This window comes from Owariibacterium komagatae (genome assembly GCF_045865535.1).
Classification (GTDB): domain Bacteria; phylum Bacillota; class Clostridia; order Oscillospirales; family Ruminococcaceae; genus Ruthenibacterium; species Ruthenibacterium komagatae.
In genome coordinates this window covers 344,483-361,632 of sequence record NZ_AP031406.1, presented here as the reverse complement: position 1 = coordinate 361,632, position 17,150 = coordinate 344,483, and the positions used below count along the sequence as shown (strand labels likewise).

General features: G+C 46.5%; 15 protein-coding genes and 1 tRNA gene. 12 read left to right on the top strand and 4 right to left on the bottom strand.

Translation table 11 applies throughout. The features are described 5' to 3' along the window. The first annotated feature begins 35 nt into the window (after positions 1 to 35). The 6 genes from ACKTS9_RS01900 (at position 36) to ACKTS9_RS01875 (ending at position 5,273) form a co-directional block, all read left to right on the top strand. Positions 36 to 335, top strand: a complete 300-nt coding sequence (locus ACKTS9_RS01900) for a YerC/YecD family TrpR-related protein (RefSeq protein WP_407882054.1) — start codon at positions 36 to 38, stop codon at positions 333 to 335. Between the two features lie 243 nt (positions 336 to 578). Further along, complete coding sequence (locus tag ACKTS9_RS01895; RefSeq protein ID WP_407878656.1) at positions 579 to 1,724, top strand: ABC transporter substrate-binding protein; 1,146 nt, start codon at positions 579 to 581, stop codon at positions 1,722 to 1,724. 86 nt (positions 1,725 to 1,810) lie between these two features. After that, positions 1,811 to 2,692, top strand: a complete 882-nt coding sequence (locus ACKTS9_RS01890) for a branched-chain amino acid ABC transporter permease (RefSeq protein ID WP_349216239.1) — start codon at positions 1,811 to 1,813, stop codon at positions 2,690 to 2,692. Positions 2,693 to 2,718: 26 nt separating this feature from the next. After that, a complete protein-coding gene (locus tag ACKTS9_RS01885; protein WP_407878654.1) occupies positions 2,719 to 3,786 on the top strand; it encodes a branched-chain amino acid ABC transporter permease in 1,068 nt (355 codons plus the stop codon). 4 nt (positions 3,787 to 3,790) lie between these two features. Beyond that, positions 3,791 to 4,552: an ABC transporter ATP-binding protein gene (locus ACKTS9_RS01880; RefSeq protein WP_407878652.1), complete on the top strand. Its 762-nt coding sequence runs from the start codon at positions 3,791 to 3,793 to the stop codon at positions 4,550 to 4,552. A 1-nt stretch (position 4,553) separates the two neighbouring features. Beyond that, the gene (locus ACKTS9_RS01875; protein WP_349216242.1) at positions 4,554 to 5,273 is read left to right on the top strand and encodes an ABC transporter ATP-binding protein; all 720 of its coding nucleotides are present in this window, start codon (positions 4,554 to 4,556) and stop codon (positions 5,271 to 5,273) included. A gap of 35 nt (positions 5,274 to 5,308) precedes the next feature. Here ACKTS9_RS01875 and ACKTS9_RS01870 read toward each other — a convergent pair whose 3' ends face one another. From ACKTS9_RS01870 to ACKTS9_RS01855, 4 genes are all read right to left on the bottom strand, one after another. Next, positions 5,309 to 5,605, bottom strand: coding sequence for a hypothetical protein (locus ACKTS9_RS01870; RefSeq protein WP_349216243.1), 297 nt, complete (start codon positions 5,603 to 5,605; stop codon positions 5,309 to 5,311). Between the two features lie 109 nt (positions 5,606 to 5,714). Continuing rightward, positions 5,715 to 6,890, bottom strand: coding sequence for a SpoIIE family protein phosphatase (locus ACKTS9_RS01865; protein ID WP_349216244.1), 1,176 nt, complete (start codon positions 6,888 to 6,890; stop codon positions 5,715 to 5,717). Between the two features lie 24 nt (positions 6,891 to 6,914). After that, complete coding sequence (locus tag ACKTS9_RS01860) at positions 6,915 to 8,582, bottom strand: [Fe-Fe] hydrogenase large subunit C-terminal domain-containing protein (protein ID WP_349216245.1); 1,668 nt, start codon at positions 8,580 to 8,582, stop codon at positions 6,915 to 6,917. Then, positions 8,579 to 8,827 carry a (2Fe-2S) ferredoxin domain-containing protein gene (locus ACKTS9_RS01855; protein ID WP_349216246.1) on the bottom strand — a complete coding sequence of 83 codons (249 nt, stop codon included), beginning with the start codon at positions 8,825 to 8,827 and terminating at the stop codon, positions 8,579 to 8,581. The genes ACKTS9_RS01860 and ACKTS9_RS01855 overlap by 4 nt, the downstream gene beginning before the upstream one ends. 183 nt (positions 8,828 to 9,010) lie before the next feature. Here ACKTS9_RS01855 and ACKTS9_RS01850 point away from each other — a divergent pair. The 6 genes from ACKTS9_RS01850 (at position 9,011) to secF (ending at position 17,059) form a co-directional block, all read left to right on the top strand. Then, positions 9,011 to 9,101, top strand: a tRNA-Ser gene (locus ACKTS9_RS01850). A gap of 88 nt (positions 9,102 to 9,189) precedes the next feature. After that, positions 9,190 to 10,791 (top strand): amidohydrolase, encoded by a 1,602-nt coding sequence (locus tag ACKTS9_RS01845; RefSeq protein ID WP_349216247.1) that lies wholly within the window; start codon positions 9,190 to 9,192, stop codon positions 10,789 to 10,791. A gap of 78 nt (positions 10,792 to 10,869) precedes the next feature. Continuing rightward, positions 10,870 to 11,556, top strand: coding sequence for an RNA polymerase sporulation sigma factor SigK (gene sigK, locus ACKTS9_RS01840; protein WP_349216310.1), 687 nt, complete (start codon positions 10,870 to 10,872; stop codon positions 11,554 to 11,556). A gap of 221 nt (positions 11,557 to 11,777) precedes the next feature. Further along, positions 11,778 to 13,109 (top strand): uracil-xanthine permease family protein, encoded by a 1,332-nt coding sequence (locus ACKTS9_RS01835; RefSeq protein WP_349216248.1) that lies wholly within the window; start codon positions 11,778 to 11,780, stop codon positions 13,107 to 13,109. Positions 13,110 to 13,361: 252 nt separating this feature from the next. Then, positions 13,362 to 14,624 (top strand): aminotransferase class I/II-fold pyridoxal phosphate-dependent enzyme, encoded by a 1,263-nt coding sequence (locus tag ACKTS9_RS01830; RefSeq protein WP_407878647.1) that lies wholly within the window; start codon positions 13,362 to 13,364, stop codon positions 14,622 to 14,624. A gap of 44 nt (positions 14,625 to 14,668) precedes the next feature. Next, positions 14,669 to 17,059 (top strand): protein translocase subunit SecF, encoded by a 2,391-nt coding sequence (secF, locus tag ACKTS9_RS01825; protein ID WP_407878645.1) that lies wholly within the window; start codon positions 14,669 to 14,671, stop codon positions 17,057 to 17,059. The last annotated feature ends 91 nt before the right edge of the window (positions 17,060 to 17,150 follow it).

Here is a 17,150-nt window from a genome sequence, read left to right as displayed (position 1 = left end):
TGAAGGAGATGGGTAGATTGTCACGAAAAGAGAAAATGTCCAGGCAGACCGAAGTTTTGTTTCGGGCAATTCTTGAGCTGCAGACAATTGAAGAATGCCAGGATTTTTTTGAGGATCTGTGCACAATGAAAGAATTGTCGGATATGGCTCAGCGAGTGGAGACAGCTAATATGCTTTTGGATGGAAAAACATATGAGCAAATTGTCAAAGAGGTTGAAATCAGCACTGCGACAATCAGCCGTATCAATCGCTGCATTCAATATGGAAACGGCGGTTACCGAACAATTCTCGGTCGGGTATCTGCAGAAGAAAAATCTTCTGATGTTTTAGAATAAAACATTTTGTTTTTGAGCCTATTGGTTCGAAACCTTTGATTTTACAATGATTTGCATATCTGCAAAAAATGTGTTTCTAAGAAGAGTTTAATATAAAAACATCTGTTTTTATGCAAAATACACCAAAAACGTGCTTTAGCGGACAAAAGTATGTAAAAATGGCGAATTGCACCGCGCTCAGTTTATGGGTAAAATTAGTATCAATACATATCCGTTTGCGGATTTTAGTTTGGAGGAAAAAGTATGAAAAAGTTTCTCAGTGTTGCAATAGCTCTGTGTCTGGCCGCATCGCTGGTTGCTTGCGGCGGTTCAGGCGATACAGAAAGTGCTGCAGATCCTGCGGCTATCAAGATCGGCGGAATTGGCCCGATTACTGGTTCTGCAGCCCAGTATGGTGAAGCTGTGAAGAACGGAATCCAGTTGGCTGTGGATGAGATCAATGCAAAAGGTGGCATCCAGTTTGCCTATCAGTTTGAAGATGACGAAAACGACATCGAAAAAGGCGTTAACGCTTATAACAGCTTAAAAGACTGGGGAATGCAGATTCTGGTTGGCGCAACGACCAGCGATCCCACTATTGCGATTGGCGAAGAGAGTTATAACGACAATATTTTCCAGCTGACTCCCTCCGGCACAGCTGAAAAATGCGTACAGTATGACAACGCATTTCGTGTTTGCTTCTCTGACCCCAACCAGGGGACGGCGTCTGCAAAATACATTGGCGAGAACAAGCTGGCTACCAAAGTAGGCGTTATCTATGACAGCTCTACTTCTTATTCTTCTGGCATTTATGCCAACTTCAAGGAAGAGTGCGAAAACCAGGGAATTGAAATTGTAGCGGCAGAGCCGTTCACGGCAGATAACAAAACCGATATGAGCGTTCAGGTTCAGAAATGCCAGGCTGCTGGCGCCGAACTTGTCTTTTTGCCGATTTATTATACCGAGGCAACCCAGATCCTGACCACTGCGGCGGCTCAGGGATATGAGCCTCTGTTCTTTGGCTGTGATGGCTTGGACGGCATTTTGAACGTAGATAAATTCGATCTTTCTCTGGCGGAAGGCGTAATGCTGCTGACTCCGTATGTCCCCGGCTCTGATGAAATTACGACCAATTTCACGGAGAAATACAAAGAGACTTTTGGAATTGAACCGAACCAGTTTGCAGCCGATGCTTACGACGGTGTTTACGCAATCGCAGCTGCCTGCGAAAAGGCGGGTATTACTGCCGATATGAGCGCGTCGGATATTTGTGATAAGCTGAAAACGGCGTTTACTGAGATTTCTATTGACGGCGTTACCAGTGCAGGAATTACGTGGTCTGCCAGTGGTGAGCCCAACAAAGAGCCGAAGGCAGTAAAAATCGAGAACGGTGTTTATACGGCTATGTAATTTTTGACGTAGAGTCAAGGCTGCCGGCCTACGTAGGGCCGGCGGCCTTTTTGGATTCAAGTAGAGTGAGAGAAGGGGCAGATTTTATGCAGTTTTTATCTTATCTGATCAACGGCTTGAGTCTCGGAAGCGTTTACGCCATCATTGCACTGGGATATACCATGGTGTACGGAATTGCTAAAATGTTGAACTTTGCACATGGCGATGTAATTATGGTGGGTGGCTACATTGTGTTTATTGCCATGAACAATCTGGGCCTTCCCGCAGTTGTTTCCGTGATGATCTCAATGGTGGTATGCACGATTCTCGGAATCGTCATTGAGAGGATTGCCTATAAGCCGTTGCGGAATGCACCCAGTCTGGCGGTATTGATCACAGCGATTGGCGTCAGCTATTTGCTGCAAAACCTGGCGTTGCTGATTTGGGGATCCGCACCGAAATCTTTTACATCCGTAGTTTCGATTCAGCCTCTCAAACTGATGGGAGGGGCACTCACGATTACGGGTGAGGCGTTGGTCACCATTTTGGTGTCCGTTGTCATTATGATTGCACTTACGCTGTTTATCAACCGTACGCGGATGGGGCGTTCCATGCTGGCGGTTTCAGAGGATAGAGGCGCGGCGCAATTGATGGGAATCAACGTGAACGCGACCATTTCTCTTACATTTGCAATTGGCAGTGCTTTGGCTGCCATTGCGGGAGCGCTTTTGTGCTCGGCCTATCCGATTCTTCAACCCACGACAGGAGCAATGCCCGGCATCAAAGCTTTTGTGGCGGCTGTATTTGGCGGAATTGGTTCCATTCCCGGTGCTATGATCGGCGGTATTTTGTTGGGAGTGATTGAGAATTTGAGCAAGGCTTACATTTCTGCGCAGTTGGCGGATGCGATTGTGTTCGGAGTTCTGATTGTTGTATTGCTGGTGAAACCCACGGGAATTATGGGTAAGAAAATCAGCGAGAAAGTGTAAGGTGAAGTGCCATGGGATTGAAGAATATGAGTAAAAATACAAGAAAAAACCTTGTTACATATGCAATCGTCGTGGTCGCTTTTGTTGTCATCGAGCTCTTATCAGTGACAGGCGTATTGTCCAACTCGCTGGAGGGACAGTTGGTCCCGATTTGCACGTATGTGATTTTAGCTGTTTCTCTGAACCTGACGGTAGGAATTTTGGGTGAATTGAGCCTGGGTCATGCCGGGTTTATGAGTATCGGTGCATTTTCCGGAGCCATGTTCACGTTGCTGATGGAAGATATTATTCCCGTTGCGTGGGGGCGCTTTTTGCTGGCGTTGATCGTTGGCGGCGTGTTGGCCGGCATTTTCGGCATTTTGATTGGTGTGCCGGTTTTACGTTTGCAGGGGGACTATCTTGCAATTGTGACGTTGGCCTTTGGCGAGATCATCAAAAATCTGCTGAATTCCATCTATTTAGGCTTTGATGCCAATGGACTGCATTTTTCCATGACGGATGCGACTGCCTTGGACATGGATGCCGATGGCTTGATTTTGATTAACGGTGCGCAGGGAATTACCGGGACCCCCAGGGATTCCAATTTTATCTGGGGATTTTTGCTGGTAATGTTTACGCTGTTTGTGGTGCTCAATCTGATTCATTCCAGAACGGGCCGGGCAATTATGGCGATTCGAGATAACCGCATTGCGGCGGAATCTGTGGGCGTAAATGTGACCAAGTATAAAATGATTGCATTTTCGTTGAGCGCGGCTTTAGCGGGCATTGCCGGTGTTCTGTATGCCCATAACTTTTCTTCGCTCGTAGCTCGAAAGTTTGACTACAACACATCCATCCTGATCCTGGTATTTGTTGTTTTGGGCGGGATCGGAAATATCCGTGGTTCGATTATCGCCGCGGCTGTTCTGACAGTTCTTCCAGAACTGCTGCGCAGTTTGAACGATTATCGGATGCTGATTTACGCGATTGTTTTGATTGCGCTGATGTTGTTCAATCAGAGCGAAAAAGGCAAGGAGTGGCGTTTGAACTTGAAAAATCGTTTGCCTCAGCTGTTAAAAGTAAAGGCGAAGGATTCCAATGACGGGGAGGTGTAGTGTCATGGCGCTTTTGGAAGTATCCAACTTGGGCATTGCATTTGGTGGCTTGCAGGCTGTTGACAAAGTAGACCTTCGTCTGGAAAAAGGCGGTTTGTATGGCTTAATTGGCCCGAATGGTGCAGGAAAAACAACGGTTTTCAATATGCTGACGGGCGTTTATAAGCCGACGGAAGGCGATATTATTTTGGACGGTGTGAATATTACCGGCCAACCGCCTGCAGCCATTTCAAAAGCCGGCATTGCAAGAACCTTTCAGAATATCCGTTTGTTTAAAGATATGACGGTTCTGGATAATGTTAAGGTTGGCCTGCATAACCAGATAAAATATTCTTCTTTGGCAGGTATTTTTCGGCTGCCGGCGTATTATGAAAAAGAGCGGGAAATGCGTGGCAAAGCAATGTCGCTTCTGAAGATTTTTAATTTGGAAGATGAAGCGAATCAGTTGGCATCCAGTTTGCCTTACGGCAAACAGCGCAAGTTGGAAATTGCACGTGCGCTTGCCACGAATCCGAAATTGCTGCTTCTGGATGAACCGGCGGCCGGAATGAATCCCAATGAAACCGCAGAGCTGATGGAAACAATCAAGTTTGTAAGAGAGCATTTCAATGTGGCGATTTTGCTAATCGAGCATGACATGAGTTTTGTAATGGGTTTATGCGAAGAAATCGTGGTGCTTGACTATGGCAGAATCATTGCACAGGGAAATCCGCAGCAGGTTCGAAACAATCCGAAGGTAATTGCTGCCTACCTGGGAGGTGAGTAAAATGGACGAGATGCTTTGTGTAAAAGATTTGGAAGTATCTTATGGTGCCATTCACGCCATCAAAGGAATTTCGTTTTCCGTGAATCAGGGGGAAATTGTGACTCTGATTGGTGCCAACGGTGCGGGCAAGACAACCACACTGCACGCCATCTCCAAGCTTTTAAAGCCATCGGCCGGCGAGATTACATTCTGCGGAAACCCCATCAGTAACATGGAGCCGCATCAAATTATCAAATTGGGCTTGACCCAGGTCCCGGAAGGTCGGCGTGTCTTTGCTAATTTGACCGTTCAGCAGAATTTGGAGTTGGGGGCGTTCACGCGAACGGATGGCGCGGACGCGATTGCAGCGGATTACGAAATGGTTTTTGAGCGTCTGCCTCGCTTGAAAGAACGGCGCCGGCAGCTTGCAGGTACTTTGTCGGGCGGAGAACAGCAGATGCTGGCCATTGGCCGTGCACTGATGTGTAGCCCGAAGATGCTGCTTTTGGATGAGCCTTCTATGGGATTGTCGCCGTTGCTGGTGCAGGAGATTTTTAAAATTATCCATGACGTCAATCAATCGGGTGTTACCATCCTTCTGGTGGAACAGAACGCTAAAATGGCGCTTGAAATTGCAAACCGAGCTTATGTTTTGGAAACAGGTGTAATTGCAATGTCAGGAAATGCTTCAGAGCTTGCAAAAGATCCGAAGGTGAAAGCTGCTTATCTTGGCGGAATCTAAACAATAAAAAGGAGCCGTTCAACGGCTCCTTTTTATTATTGCGGATCACGAGAAGGGTAATAAAGATTGTTGGAGATAAATTCCAATTTGTCCCGTAGCGTATGTTCCAATTCGTTGACGGTGGAAACCATTTCCATGACAGTCGAATTGACTTCCATGATTTGTTCCAGAGAAATATCATCCCAGGCGAGTGCTTTCTGGATTTTTTCGCCTTCGGCATTTAGAATGTGACTGAGCGCGGTTTCTTCCATTGCGATGGATTCCAGAAGATCTGTGACGGCCTGACTCATGGAAATTGGATTGGGTGAAGTTGTGATAATCGGCATGGACATAAGAATACTCCCTCCTTCATTGGCGTCGAACGCTTGACAATAACAGTATATGAAGAAGGTGGGAAAATGTGAAAAAGCACCCGAGACGACGCTCGAGTGCCTTTCTTTTTTAAAAATAACTGACTTTGATTTGTTTGCCCATCTTTTTCAGATATTCGGTCAACTCTTCCACAAGGTGGATTTTGATTCCAAAGGTGATGGGAAGATCAGGGTTTTGATGAGCAGGGTTAATTGCTTTGCCCACAAAAAAGTTAATGTCCGTGGCGTACTCAAACAGCATTTGCGCAATCAGAGAAGCACCGTCTGTCTGCAAACTCCACAGGTTGGAAAGGTCGGAGCCCTCGACAAAACTTTTGGCGTATTGTACAACCTTGCTCATGGTGATAACGCCTTCTGTCACAAGGTCGACCCCTTTTAAATGCGCGATTGGCGGGATATCCGGATCCGTTCCGTATTCGATTGAGGTCTCAATGGTTTCGTGAAGATAATCCGCGGCAATTTTGGAAGTTGTGCCACCGCAAACGATTCGCTTTCCTTCTTTGGAGAAAAACAACGTCATCATTTTGGTGCAGTCTTTGGGGTCAGCAGGGGGGCCGAAAAGCAAGTTGACTGGTGCGCGCTCACGGATGCGGATTGCGGCAGCCGTTGTATCATCTCCAGGTTCGCCTTCGTACAGACGATTGCACTCGTCAACAATCAGAGACGCAATCATCTTGGCAGAAAGAGAATCCTCATATAGGCGCTCAACATATTCGATAATGTTGTCCCGCTGCCATCCAAAATTCATGTTTTTTCCGACGCCGGCATAGATGGCACCATCGCTCATGGCAATGAATACATCGTGAAGCTGCAGCGGGATTTTGCTTTCCAGAATGGTTTTGCCCTCAATGACGCGGCTGGTGATGGGATAATCCACACTTTTTCCGTCCCGAAGAAGAATGACGTTTGGATTGTCAAACTGAATGATTTCAGCGACGGAATTGTCTGTTACACGAATGATCGTAAACGTGGAATAGGCAACTTGCCTGACCTGGCAGACCGGCAGTGTTTTTACAATGGTATCCACACATTCTTCAATGGGCATATTGTTGGCCATCATGGTGCAGATAATTTTACTGGTCAGTGTAGAAAGAATATTGGCTTTTACACCGCTTCCCAAACCGTCCGCCAAAACAAGTGTGACAGAATTTTCGTTGTCTCCAATGATTTCCACCCGATCGCCACAAAGCTGTTCTCCTACGTGATTGATGCTCACGTAACCGGTATCAGTCCACAAATGGTTCATCGTTTGGCTCTGCCTTTCTCTTACTTATTTCTGGATGGCATCTCGAAGCTGTGTCAATGCAATTTTGGTTTCTGCCGTTGTCTCACCCAAAAGACTTGCAATTTCCTGTACTACGCGCATCTGTTTTTCAATTACTTCGTTGGTGATTTCAGCTGTGCGATTGCAAAGCTCGGCATGCTGACCGGCCTGAACCTCCTCAGAAGTAATATCGCGCATAATAATGAAAATGATGTGATACTCCCGATCGTACACAATGGTCTGGGAAACGTATTTGCTGTATTCTGCCAGATAGACCTTTTTCTCTTTTACGGGAATGCCGGTAGTCATAACGTTCAGATATTCCGCCGGGTTTACAAGACGGACAATCGGCGAACCAATAATATCAGCAGGATTTTTCAAATTGAAGAGACTGCAGCCGGCACGGTTGATTTGCTGTACGCACAGATCTTCGTCCAGGATCAAAATGGCATTGGGCGTCGTATTGATTACATAACCGGAAAACGTTTCGGCACGTTCCTTTAAATAGGGCAGGCACATGCTTAAATCCGCTTTGCCCTGATACACAGCGATGGCTTTTTCTCGGCAGGTATTGTAGCCGCAGCTGCCACAGTTCAGCTCCTGCTCCGGGCTTGTTTTGCCCATCTTGGCAAGAATTTCCCGAATCGTATTTTCGCCGGGAATTTGACTGTGTGTGCCGACATAAGGCATGTTTTTAGACAAATCGCCCGGGTCGGCGGAAGTAAATTCGCCTTCTCCGGCAAAATCAAGCACTTTGATCTCACCGCTCAAAGGGGAAGCATGGTGATGGCGGATTCCGGGCCCATTGACACAAGCGCCTTCGCAGGCGTTCATCTCTATAAAGCAATGATGCAGATTGCCCGCTTCAATTTCCTGAAGAGCAGCAATGCAATTTTCCACACCGTCTACTGCGAGGTATGTAAAATCACTTTGTTCAGTGTGCATGCTTTTAATGACGCCGCCCTTGATCGGGAAGAAGCGCGCACGTTTATTTCCGATGTCTTCCTCTGAAAGGAAAAAGGAGATGCCTTTTTCCTCAAACCACGCCTCAAGTTCTTCAAAGGTCAGCACCGCATCGCAATATTCGGAGTAAAGTTCCGCTTCTTCCTTTTTGGAAATGCAGGGGCCAATAAAGACAACGGCTGCATTGGCCTGCGCTTCTTTGATCAGCTTGCCGTGGGCCAGCATGGGAGACAGGACGGGTGCGAGCATGGGCAGGGCAAGAGGGTGGTACTTTTGAATTAAAGAGTTGATGCTGTGGCAGCAGGAAGAGATAATGACATCGTGCTCTCCACTGGCAATCATTCGTTCGTACTCCTGTTTGACCACAGTAGCGCCAATTGCGGTTTCCTCGGCATCAGAAAAGCCCAGAGAAAGAAGCGCGGTACGCATGGCGGCAAAATCTTTCACGGGAAATTCCGCAATGAAAGAAGGGGCTACACTTGCGATGACAGGACGACCGGAAGCAATCAGCTCTTTAACATGAGGCGTATCAAGGCGCACTTGTTTCGCATCCTGCGGGCAGTTGACAAAACAATTGCCACAAAGAATGCAGTCATCCGCAATGATGTTTGCCTGTCCATCTGCAAATTTAATACTTTTTACCGGACAGCTCCGGATGCATTTATAACAGTTTTTGCAGTTCGATTTTTTGAGCTGTAGAAACCTATTCATTTTGAAAGCCCTCCGAGGACCTTTTCTTGGAAAAGAGAATCGAAGCTATCTTTGTTCCAACCGGTAATGATTTCATCATCGATTTTCACAGAAACGCCATGTGTACACTTTCCGAGACAAAAGGCGGCAGAAAGATTCACCTTGTCTGTTAAATTGTTCTTTTCCAGATTCTCTTTCATCATCTGAATCACATCGTAAGAACCTTTTAAATGACAAGAAGATCCGACACAAACGCAAATATTCATAGTATGTCCACCGAGCCTTTCTGAAACGTTATCTTTTTAACAAAAATTGTTCATTTTTAATTATATAAAGGAAAAAGGACCGGGTCAATAGGAGAAAACCCAGAGAATTAATTTGATCTTTTTTAATTTTTTGCTTGACTTTTGTAATGAAATCGGGTAATATAATAAAGCACTTTGTGCCATGGAGAGTTGGCTGAGTGGTCTAAGGCGCACGACTGGAAATCGTGTGTACCCTTTAAAGGTACCTAGGGTTCAAATCCCTAACTCTCCGCCAGAAAAAACCGGAAGCTTTGCTTCCGGTTTTTTGTTTAACACGGTGGATTCAGACGAATGTATATGCAGGAAAAAAGGAGGGCAAGGGTTTGCGGCAAAAACTTTATTGGAACGGTACGATTCTAACCATGGAAACGCCTTCCTGTGCCCAAGCGCTGCTGGAACAGGATGGCAAGATTGTAGCTGTTGGAGCGCTGGACGAAGTCAGGCAGGCAGCTGGAACGCATTTTGAATGTGTGGACTTGCAAGGCCACACGCTGATGCCCTCTTTTATTGATGCGCACAGCCATTTTATGGGATATGCAATGTCGCTGCTTCAGGTGTCCGTAGAGGGGGCTCACACGTTTTCAGATATTCAAAAAAGAATTGCTGCGTTTATTGAGAACAGACATCTGCCGGACAACCAGTGGGTTATCGTCAAAGGATACGACCATAATGCGCTGGATGAACAAACCCACCCTACACGTGAAATACTGGATGAGGCCTCTTCTGGTCACCCGATTGTTTTACAGCATCGTTCGGGTCACAATGGTGTATTTAATACAGCTGCGCTGAATTTTCTGGGGATTACCAGAAGCAGCATGGCGCCAGCAGGCGGAAAAATTGAAAAGGATGAAGCGGGAGAGCCAACGGGTTATATGGAAGAAAATGCCTTTCTTTCATACTTGAAGCAAATTCCCATGCCACAGTCGGAAGAGATTCTTAATGCATTAAAGCAGGCGCAGAAGCGTTATGCGTCTTATGGCATTACGACCGTTCAGGATGGATATCTTATGAAAGAGATGGTGGGTCTCTATCAGATGCTCTGCACATCACATGCATTAGAACTGGATGTTGTCGCATATGCAGGTGTTGAGGACTATGGGACCATCGCCACCCAAATGGCCAAACATGTTGATCAATATTCGGACCATCTGAAAATCGGCGGATACAAAATCTTTTTAGATGGCTCTCCACAGAGCAGAACTGCCTGGATGCGCACTGCATATGTGGGGCAAGAGGAGAATTTTGGTTATCCTTCCATGATGGATAAAGACGTTTTAAATGCCGTGCGTCGTGCCATGCGAGAAGGACGTCAGATTTTAGCACACTGCAACGGTGATGCAGCGGCGCAGCAATATCTTCAGGCAGTTGCTCGTGCGATGGGAGAGTTAGATGATGCACCGGATATCCGGCCCGTTATGATCCATGCACAGCTTGTGGGAACTGACCAGCTTCCGTTGATGCGGGAGCTTGGTGTTTTGCCATCCTTTTTTATAGCGCATGTGTATCATTGGGGAGAGGTTCATGTGCAAAATTTTGGGGACTTACGCGCAAGTAAAATCAGTCCTGCTCAGACAGCGATGCGTTTGGGGCTTCCGTTTACTTTTCATCAGGACGCACCAGTCATTGAGCCGGATATGATGGAAACAGTGTGGTGTGCAGTAAATCGGAAAACCAAAACAGGCAGGATTCTGGGAGAAGAGGAGCGCATTGATACGCTGGCTGCTTTAAAGGCAATCACAATTCATGGCGCATATCAATATTTTGAAGAGAACCGTAAGGGAAGTTTAAAACCGGGGAAATTGGCAGACATGGTGATTTTGTCCCAAAATCCTTTGGATGTCCCAGCGGAAGCATTAAAAAATATAGAGGTGCTTGAAACCATAAAAGAGGGACGCACCATTTATCAAAAAAGAGCTGCGGAATAAAATTCGCAGCTCTTTGCATTTGTGTACCATGATTTACCATACAATACATTAAAGGGAGGGGATGAGCAATTGTTTGGAATGATTTTGAGCTTTATCGCAAGCCATATTCTTTATTTTGCGCTTCATTTGGAAAGCAGCAGCTTCCCAAAGCCGCTGAGTGCCCGGGAAGAAATTGAGGCTTTTGAAGCATTCAAAAATGGAAGCGATGAGGCGCGTGAAAAACTGATTCGGCACAATCTTCGCCTGGTGGCGCATATCGCTAAAAAATATTATGCAGGAGCGACAGCTGAGCAGGAAGACCTGATCAGCATTGGCACAATCGGCTTAATTAAGGCGGTAAATAGCTTCGATAATCAGAAAGGCGCTCGCTTTGCCACTTATGCTGCGCGCTGCATTGAAAATGAAATTCTTATGCAGTTCAGAGCGTCCCGAAAATGCCAGAATGATGTTTCGATTCAGGAGCCGATTGAAAGTGACCGGGAAGGGAACAGTTTAACTCTCAATGATGTAATGGCAGATACTTTGGATATTCGTGAAGAATACGAAAAAAAAGAAGAAATAGCAGAACTTTATAAAGTGGTGCAATTGCTGTCTGGCCGGGAGAGACAAATTGTTGTTTTGAGGTATGGACTGAACGGAAATCAAGCCTTAACACAACAACAGGTAGCAGATATTTTGAAGATCAGCCGAAGCTATGTATCACGCATCGAAAAAAAGGCGATTTTGCAAATGCGTCGTCAGATGTTACAGGCAAAACTTCCATAAACTTTTATTCGTAAGGACTTGCGCAACCGGACTTCTTCTGGTATTATTAATGAAAATGTGGAAAAAGAGGTCGTTAACATGCGCACACTGGTATGCGGAGATTGGAATTTTGAACGTGATGTGTTTTTGACCTTTATGTAAACGGCAATCTTGTTGTCAATTGACAATGAGGTGGCCGTTTTTCTATTTATAGAGGAACATATTTTGAGGAGGAAAAAGAAATGGGAAATGAACAAAAGAACCTGGCGTTGGGCACGGAAGGAATTTACGACGCACGCCAGCTTGGAATTCCCAAGATGCTGATTTTAGGAATCCAACATACGTTTGCCATGTTTGGTGCAACGGTGCTCGTGCCGATTATTACCGGGCTGGATGTGTCGACTACGCTTTTGATGGCAGGACTTGGCACGTTGCTGTTCCATTTAATCACAAAGGGCAAAGTTCCGGCTTTTTTGGGGTCCAGTTTTGCGTTTTTGGGCGGCTTTTCAGCAGTTGCGCCTCGTCTGGCTGATGGCAGTGCCAATACGGAGTTGCTGCCGTATGCCTGTGGCGGTGTAGTAGTGTCCGGCCTGATTTATGTCGTTTTGGCTGCGCTGATTAAAGTTTTTGGGGTCAGAAAAATCATGCGCTTCTTCCCGCCGGTGGTAACGGGCCCGATCATTATTTCCATCGGTCTGATTTTGGCTCCTACTGCAATTTCGAACTGTGCCGAAAACTGGCTCCTCGCGTTTGTAGCATTGGTGATTATCATTGTGTGCAATATCTGGGGCCGTGGGATGGTCAAGATCCTTCCGATTCTGATTGGTGTCATTGGCTCTTATATTGTGGCATTGCTTATGGGCGAAGTGGATTTCACTGCGATCAATGAAGCCTCTGTGGTGGGTGTGGCCCTGCATCCTTCCACCTTTTCCAAGTTCAGCATCAGTGCCTGCATTACCATTGCACCGATCGCTCTGGCAACGATGATGGAGCACATTGGTGACATTGCGGCGATCAGTGCTACTGCCCAAAAAAACTACCTGGCAGATCCTGGCTTGCATCGGACGCTTCTCGGTGATGGCCTAGCGACCAGTTTAGCGGGTATTTTTGGCGGCCCGGCCAATACGACCTATGGCGAAAACACGGGTGTTCTGGCCTTGACAAAGGTGTACGATCCGAAAGTTATGCGCATTGCTGCTGTATTTGCGATTGCACTTTCGTTCTTCCCGAAGGTCGGTGCTGCGATTCAGACCATTCCGACTGCGATTATTGGTGGCATTTCTTTCGTGTTGTATGGAATGATTTCTGCGGTAGGTGTAAGAAATATCGTGGAAAATCAGGTCGACTTTACCAATTCGCGCAATCTGATTATCGCTGCAGTGATTTTGGTCAGCGCGCTTGGCTTCAATTCTGTGGGCGGCATCAACATTCCGGTGTTTGGCCTGGTCATCAATCTTTCTGGTCTTGCCATTGCTGCTATTGCGGGAATTCTTTTGAACGCAATTTTGCCGGGCAATGATTACGAATTCGGAAAAGATTTGGAAGGCGATACTTCCGTAACTTTCAAAGTATAAATGAGTTTTCAGAAAGCACCCCGCACGTTCCGTGCGGGGTGCTTTTAACAGGGGAATCTTTATCGACTGGTTGACAGATAAAAAGCAGAAAACAATGAATTTCATCTTTTGCACGGAGAAAAGCACTTACGGAACTTGTAACTTTGCTGTAATTATATTATAATATAAACTTGTGTAAGTCCGATGGGATTGTGCTGTGTCTGAGGGGAAAGGGGCACAGCAAAAATGGTGATTCAGAGAGGGGTAAGGATTGTGACAAATTATTTTGCCATGAATCGGGAAGATCTGGAAGAAGAGTACCAGTCTTTAAAGCGCATTTATAAGGGGTACTGTGACAAGGGATTAAAATTGGATATGTCCCGCGGCAAACCTTCGCCGGAACAGTTGGATCTGTCGATGGATATGTTGTCTATTCGTGACTACATCGGGGAGACGGGAATTGATTCCAGAAATTACGGCAATTTGGAAGGTATGCCGGAAGCGCGGACATTTTTTGCCCAAATTTTGGGGGCAAAACCGGAAGAAGTGATTGTAGGCGGAAACTCCAGCCTGAACATGATGTACTATCTGGTTGAGTTGGGCTGGCGCAGCGGATTTGCTGATAGCCCGCGCCCCTGGAGTGCAGGAAAACCAAAATTTCTCTGCCCGGCTCCCGGTTATGATCGCCATTTTCGAGTGACGGAGTATTTTGGTTTTGATCTGGTTACTGTGCCGATGCTTCCCACCGGTCCGGATATGGATCAAGTTGAAAAACTTGTACAGGATGAAGAGGTGAAGGGAATCTGGTGCGTACCTTTGTACTCGAATCCGGATGGGTACTCCTACAGCGATGAGACGGTTCGACGCCTGGCGGCCATGAAAACTGCTGCACCTGATTTCAAAATTTTTTGGGACAACGCTTATTGTGTTCATCATTTGACAGACACACCGGACCATGTCCTGAATATTCTGGACGAGTGCCGCAAGGTGGGCTGTGAAGATCGTCCGTTGATGTTCTGCTCTTTGAGCAAAGTAACATTCCCCGGCGCAAGCGTCGCAGCGATGGCGGCAAGCTTGAAAAATGTAGAATATATTTTAAAGAATATGTTTTCCATGATTATCAGTTATGATAAGTTTAACCAGCTTCGTCATGTGAAGTTTTTGAAAGATGCAAATGGCGTTGCAGCACACATGGAAAAGCACCGTCAGATTGTGGAGCCGAAGTTCAAAACAGTACTTTCGATTTTTGATAAAGAACTGGGAGACTATGAGAAGCTTGCCCATTGGACAAAGCCTAACGGCGGCTACTTCATCAGTTTGTACACACAGGGCGTTGCCAAGCGCACCGTGCAGTTATGCAAAGAGGCGGGAGTCGTTTTGACGGGAGCCGGTGCAGCTTACCCCTATGGAATCGATCCGGATGACACCAATATTCGTATTGCTCCGACATATCCACCGTTGGAGGAGTTGGAGACGGCAACGCACCTTTTGTGTGTGGCAGTAAAATTAGCGACGGTAGAAAAGCTGCTGGCATAATGAAAACCAGCACTTTCTGATAAAATCTTTTCTGGAGGAACACCATGAAAACAAAAGGCAGACCTTGGCAATTTTTTGTTGTGGCTGTTCTGATCGTCCTTTTTGCCTTTACGGCTTTCTTTGGCGTCAGTACACAGTATGGCGATACAACAAAAATTTGGATCAAAGGTGCACAGAACATTCGCTTTGGTATTGATATCCGTGGCGGCGTAGACGTCACTTTTATGCCTGCAGACGGCTATGATGCTACGGATGAGCAAATGGATGCGGCAAAGGCGATTGTCGAACAACGTTTGGTCAACCTGAACATTACGGATAACGAAGTGTATGCGGACTATGATAAAGACCGCATCATTGTTCGTTTCCCCTGGAAAGAGGATGAGACGGAATTTAATCCGGAGAGCGCGATCCAGGAAATCGGAGCGACAGCAAGACTTACGTTCCGTGAAGGAAATGAAGTGGATTCCGAGGGAAAGCCGACGGGTGTAACTGCGGAAAATATCATCCTGGAAGGGACAGATATCAAGAGTGCAACGCCGGGTGTTGACACAAACCGGGAAAGCTCTACTTATGGCGAGTACTACGTTGCGCTGGAACTGAACGAGTCCGGTAAGGATAAGTTCGCAGAGGCCACAAAGCGTTTGTCTGAGGAAAGCCCCAAAGGAACCATTTCCATCTGGATGGACGATACGATGATTTCGTATCCTCAGGTGCAGTCGGCTATTACCGATGGCCATGCACAGATCACGCTGAATGGTTCGGATGATGAAACACGCCAGGAAGCTATTACGCTGGCTAACCAAATCAATTCGGGTTCGCTTCCGTTTGCATTGGAGGCAGAGACGTACAGCACAATCAGCCCCAGCTTGGGTGCAAACTCCCTGGATGCAATGGTGCTCGCGGGTGTGATCGCGTTTGTGCTGGTTGTCCTGTTCATGATCTTTAATTATCGGCTGCCCGGTTTCATTGCATCGATTGCTCTGTTGGGTCAAACGGCAATGACATTGGCATTCGTGTCCGGTTATTTCTCTGTGTTGAACAGCTTTACGCTGACTTTGCCCGGTATTGCAGGTATTATTCTTGCAATCGGCATGGGCGTAGACGCGAACGTAATTACGGCGGAACGTATTAAAGAGGAAATTCGAAGAGGGAAGACCATCGAAGGTGCTTTGCGAGCCGGCTTTGATCGTGGCTTGACACCGATTATCGACGGCAACGTAACTGTTATCATTGTGGCGGTTATGTTGATGGGCGCCTTTGGACCGACGGATAGTTTCTTTGCCAAACTTCTGCGTCCGATTTTCTTTGCGTTCGGACCGTCGACGGCAGGAACGATTTATTCCTTCGGCTATACTTTGCTGGTGGGCGTTCTGCTGAACTTTGTATTTGGCGTTATTTCGACCCGCATCATGCTGAAAGGGATTTCGAAGCTGAAATGCATGCGCAATCCGGTATTGTATGGTGCACTGCGCCCCGGTACTGAGGCAAAGCCGAAAAAGGAAATCAACATTGTCGGAAATCGCAAAAAATTCTTTGCTTTTTCCAGTGCACTGCTGATTGTCATTGTCGTGTTCAGCCTGGTGTTTGGCGTTAAGATGGACATTCAGTTCAAAGGCGGTGCAATGCTGACCTACAGCTATACTGGTGAAATGGACATGAATTCCGTCAAAGCAGATGTCCAGGAAATCCTGGGATCTTCGGTCACACTGCAGAGCGGTAGCAGCATTGCGTCTGATTCGCAGACCCTGACGATTACTTTACCGGGTACGGAAACAGTCGAAACTGAAACAGTTGAGGCTTTGGGAGAGATGCTTGCCAGTAACTATCCCGACAATTCCTTTGAACAGTTGTCCATGAACAATGTGGATCCGACAATTGGCGGAGAGTTCTTTGCAAAGAGCCTTGTTGGAATCGCTGCAGCGGCTGTTTTGATTTTGATTTATATTTCCATTCGCTTTAAAAAGCTGGGCGGTTGGCGCGGAGCAACAATGGCCATTGTTGCGCTTCTGAATGACATGATCGTTATTTTCGGTGTTTTTGTCATTCTGAGAATTCCTCTCAACGGAAACTTTATTGCTGCGATGTTGACCATTTTGGGTTATTCGATCAATGATACGGTTGTTATTTATGACCGCATCCGGGAAGACAGAAGTTTGAGCGGTTCCAAACATGTCGACTTTGCTGCGTTGGTCAACTCGGGCATCAACGAAAGTCTCCGTCGAACAATCAATACAACACTTTCCACTCTGCTTGCATTGGGCAGCGTGTGCGTGATTTCGATTGTCTTTGGACTTGATAGCATCTTCACATTTGCGTTCCCCCTGATGATTGGTATGGTTTCCGGCGTGTATAGTTCGATTTGTATCGCAGGACCTCTGTGGGTCGAGTGGGAATCTCGCCGCAAAAAGACGGTAAAGAAGAAAAAAGCAAAATAAGTTCTGAAAAAAGCGGGCAATATGCCCGCTTTTTTCTATTGCAAAAAAATGTACTTTGTGTAATACTAATACTAGTTGTAAAGAAAAGCGA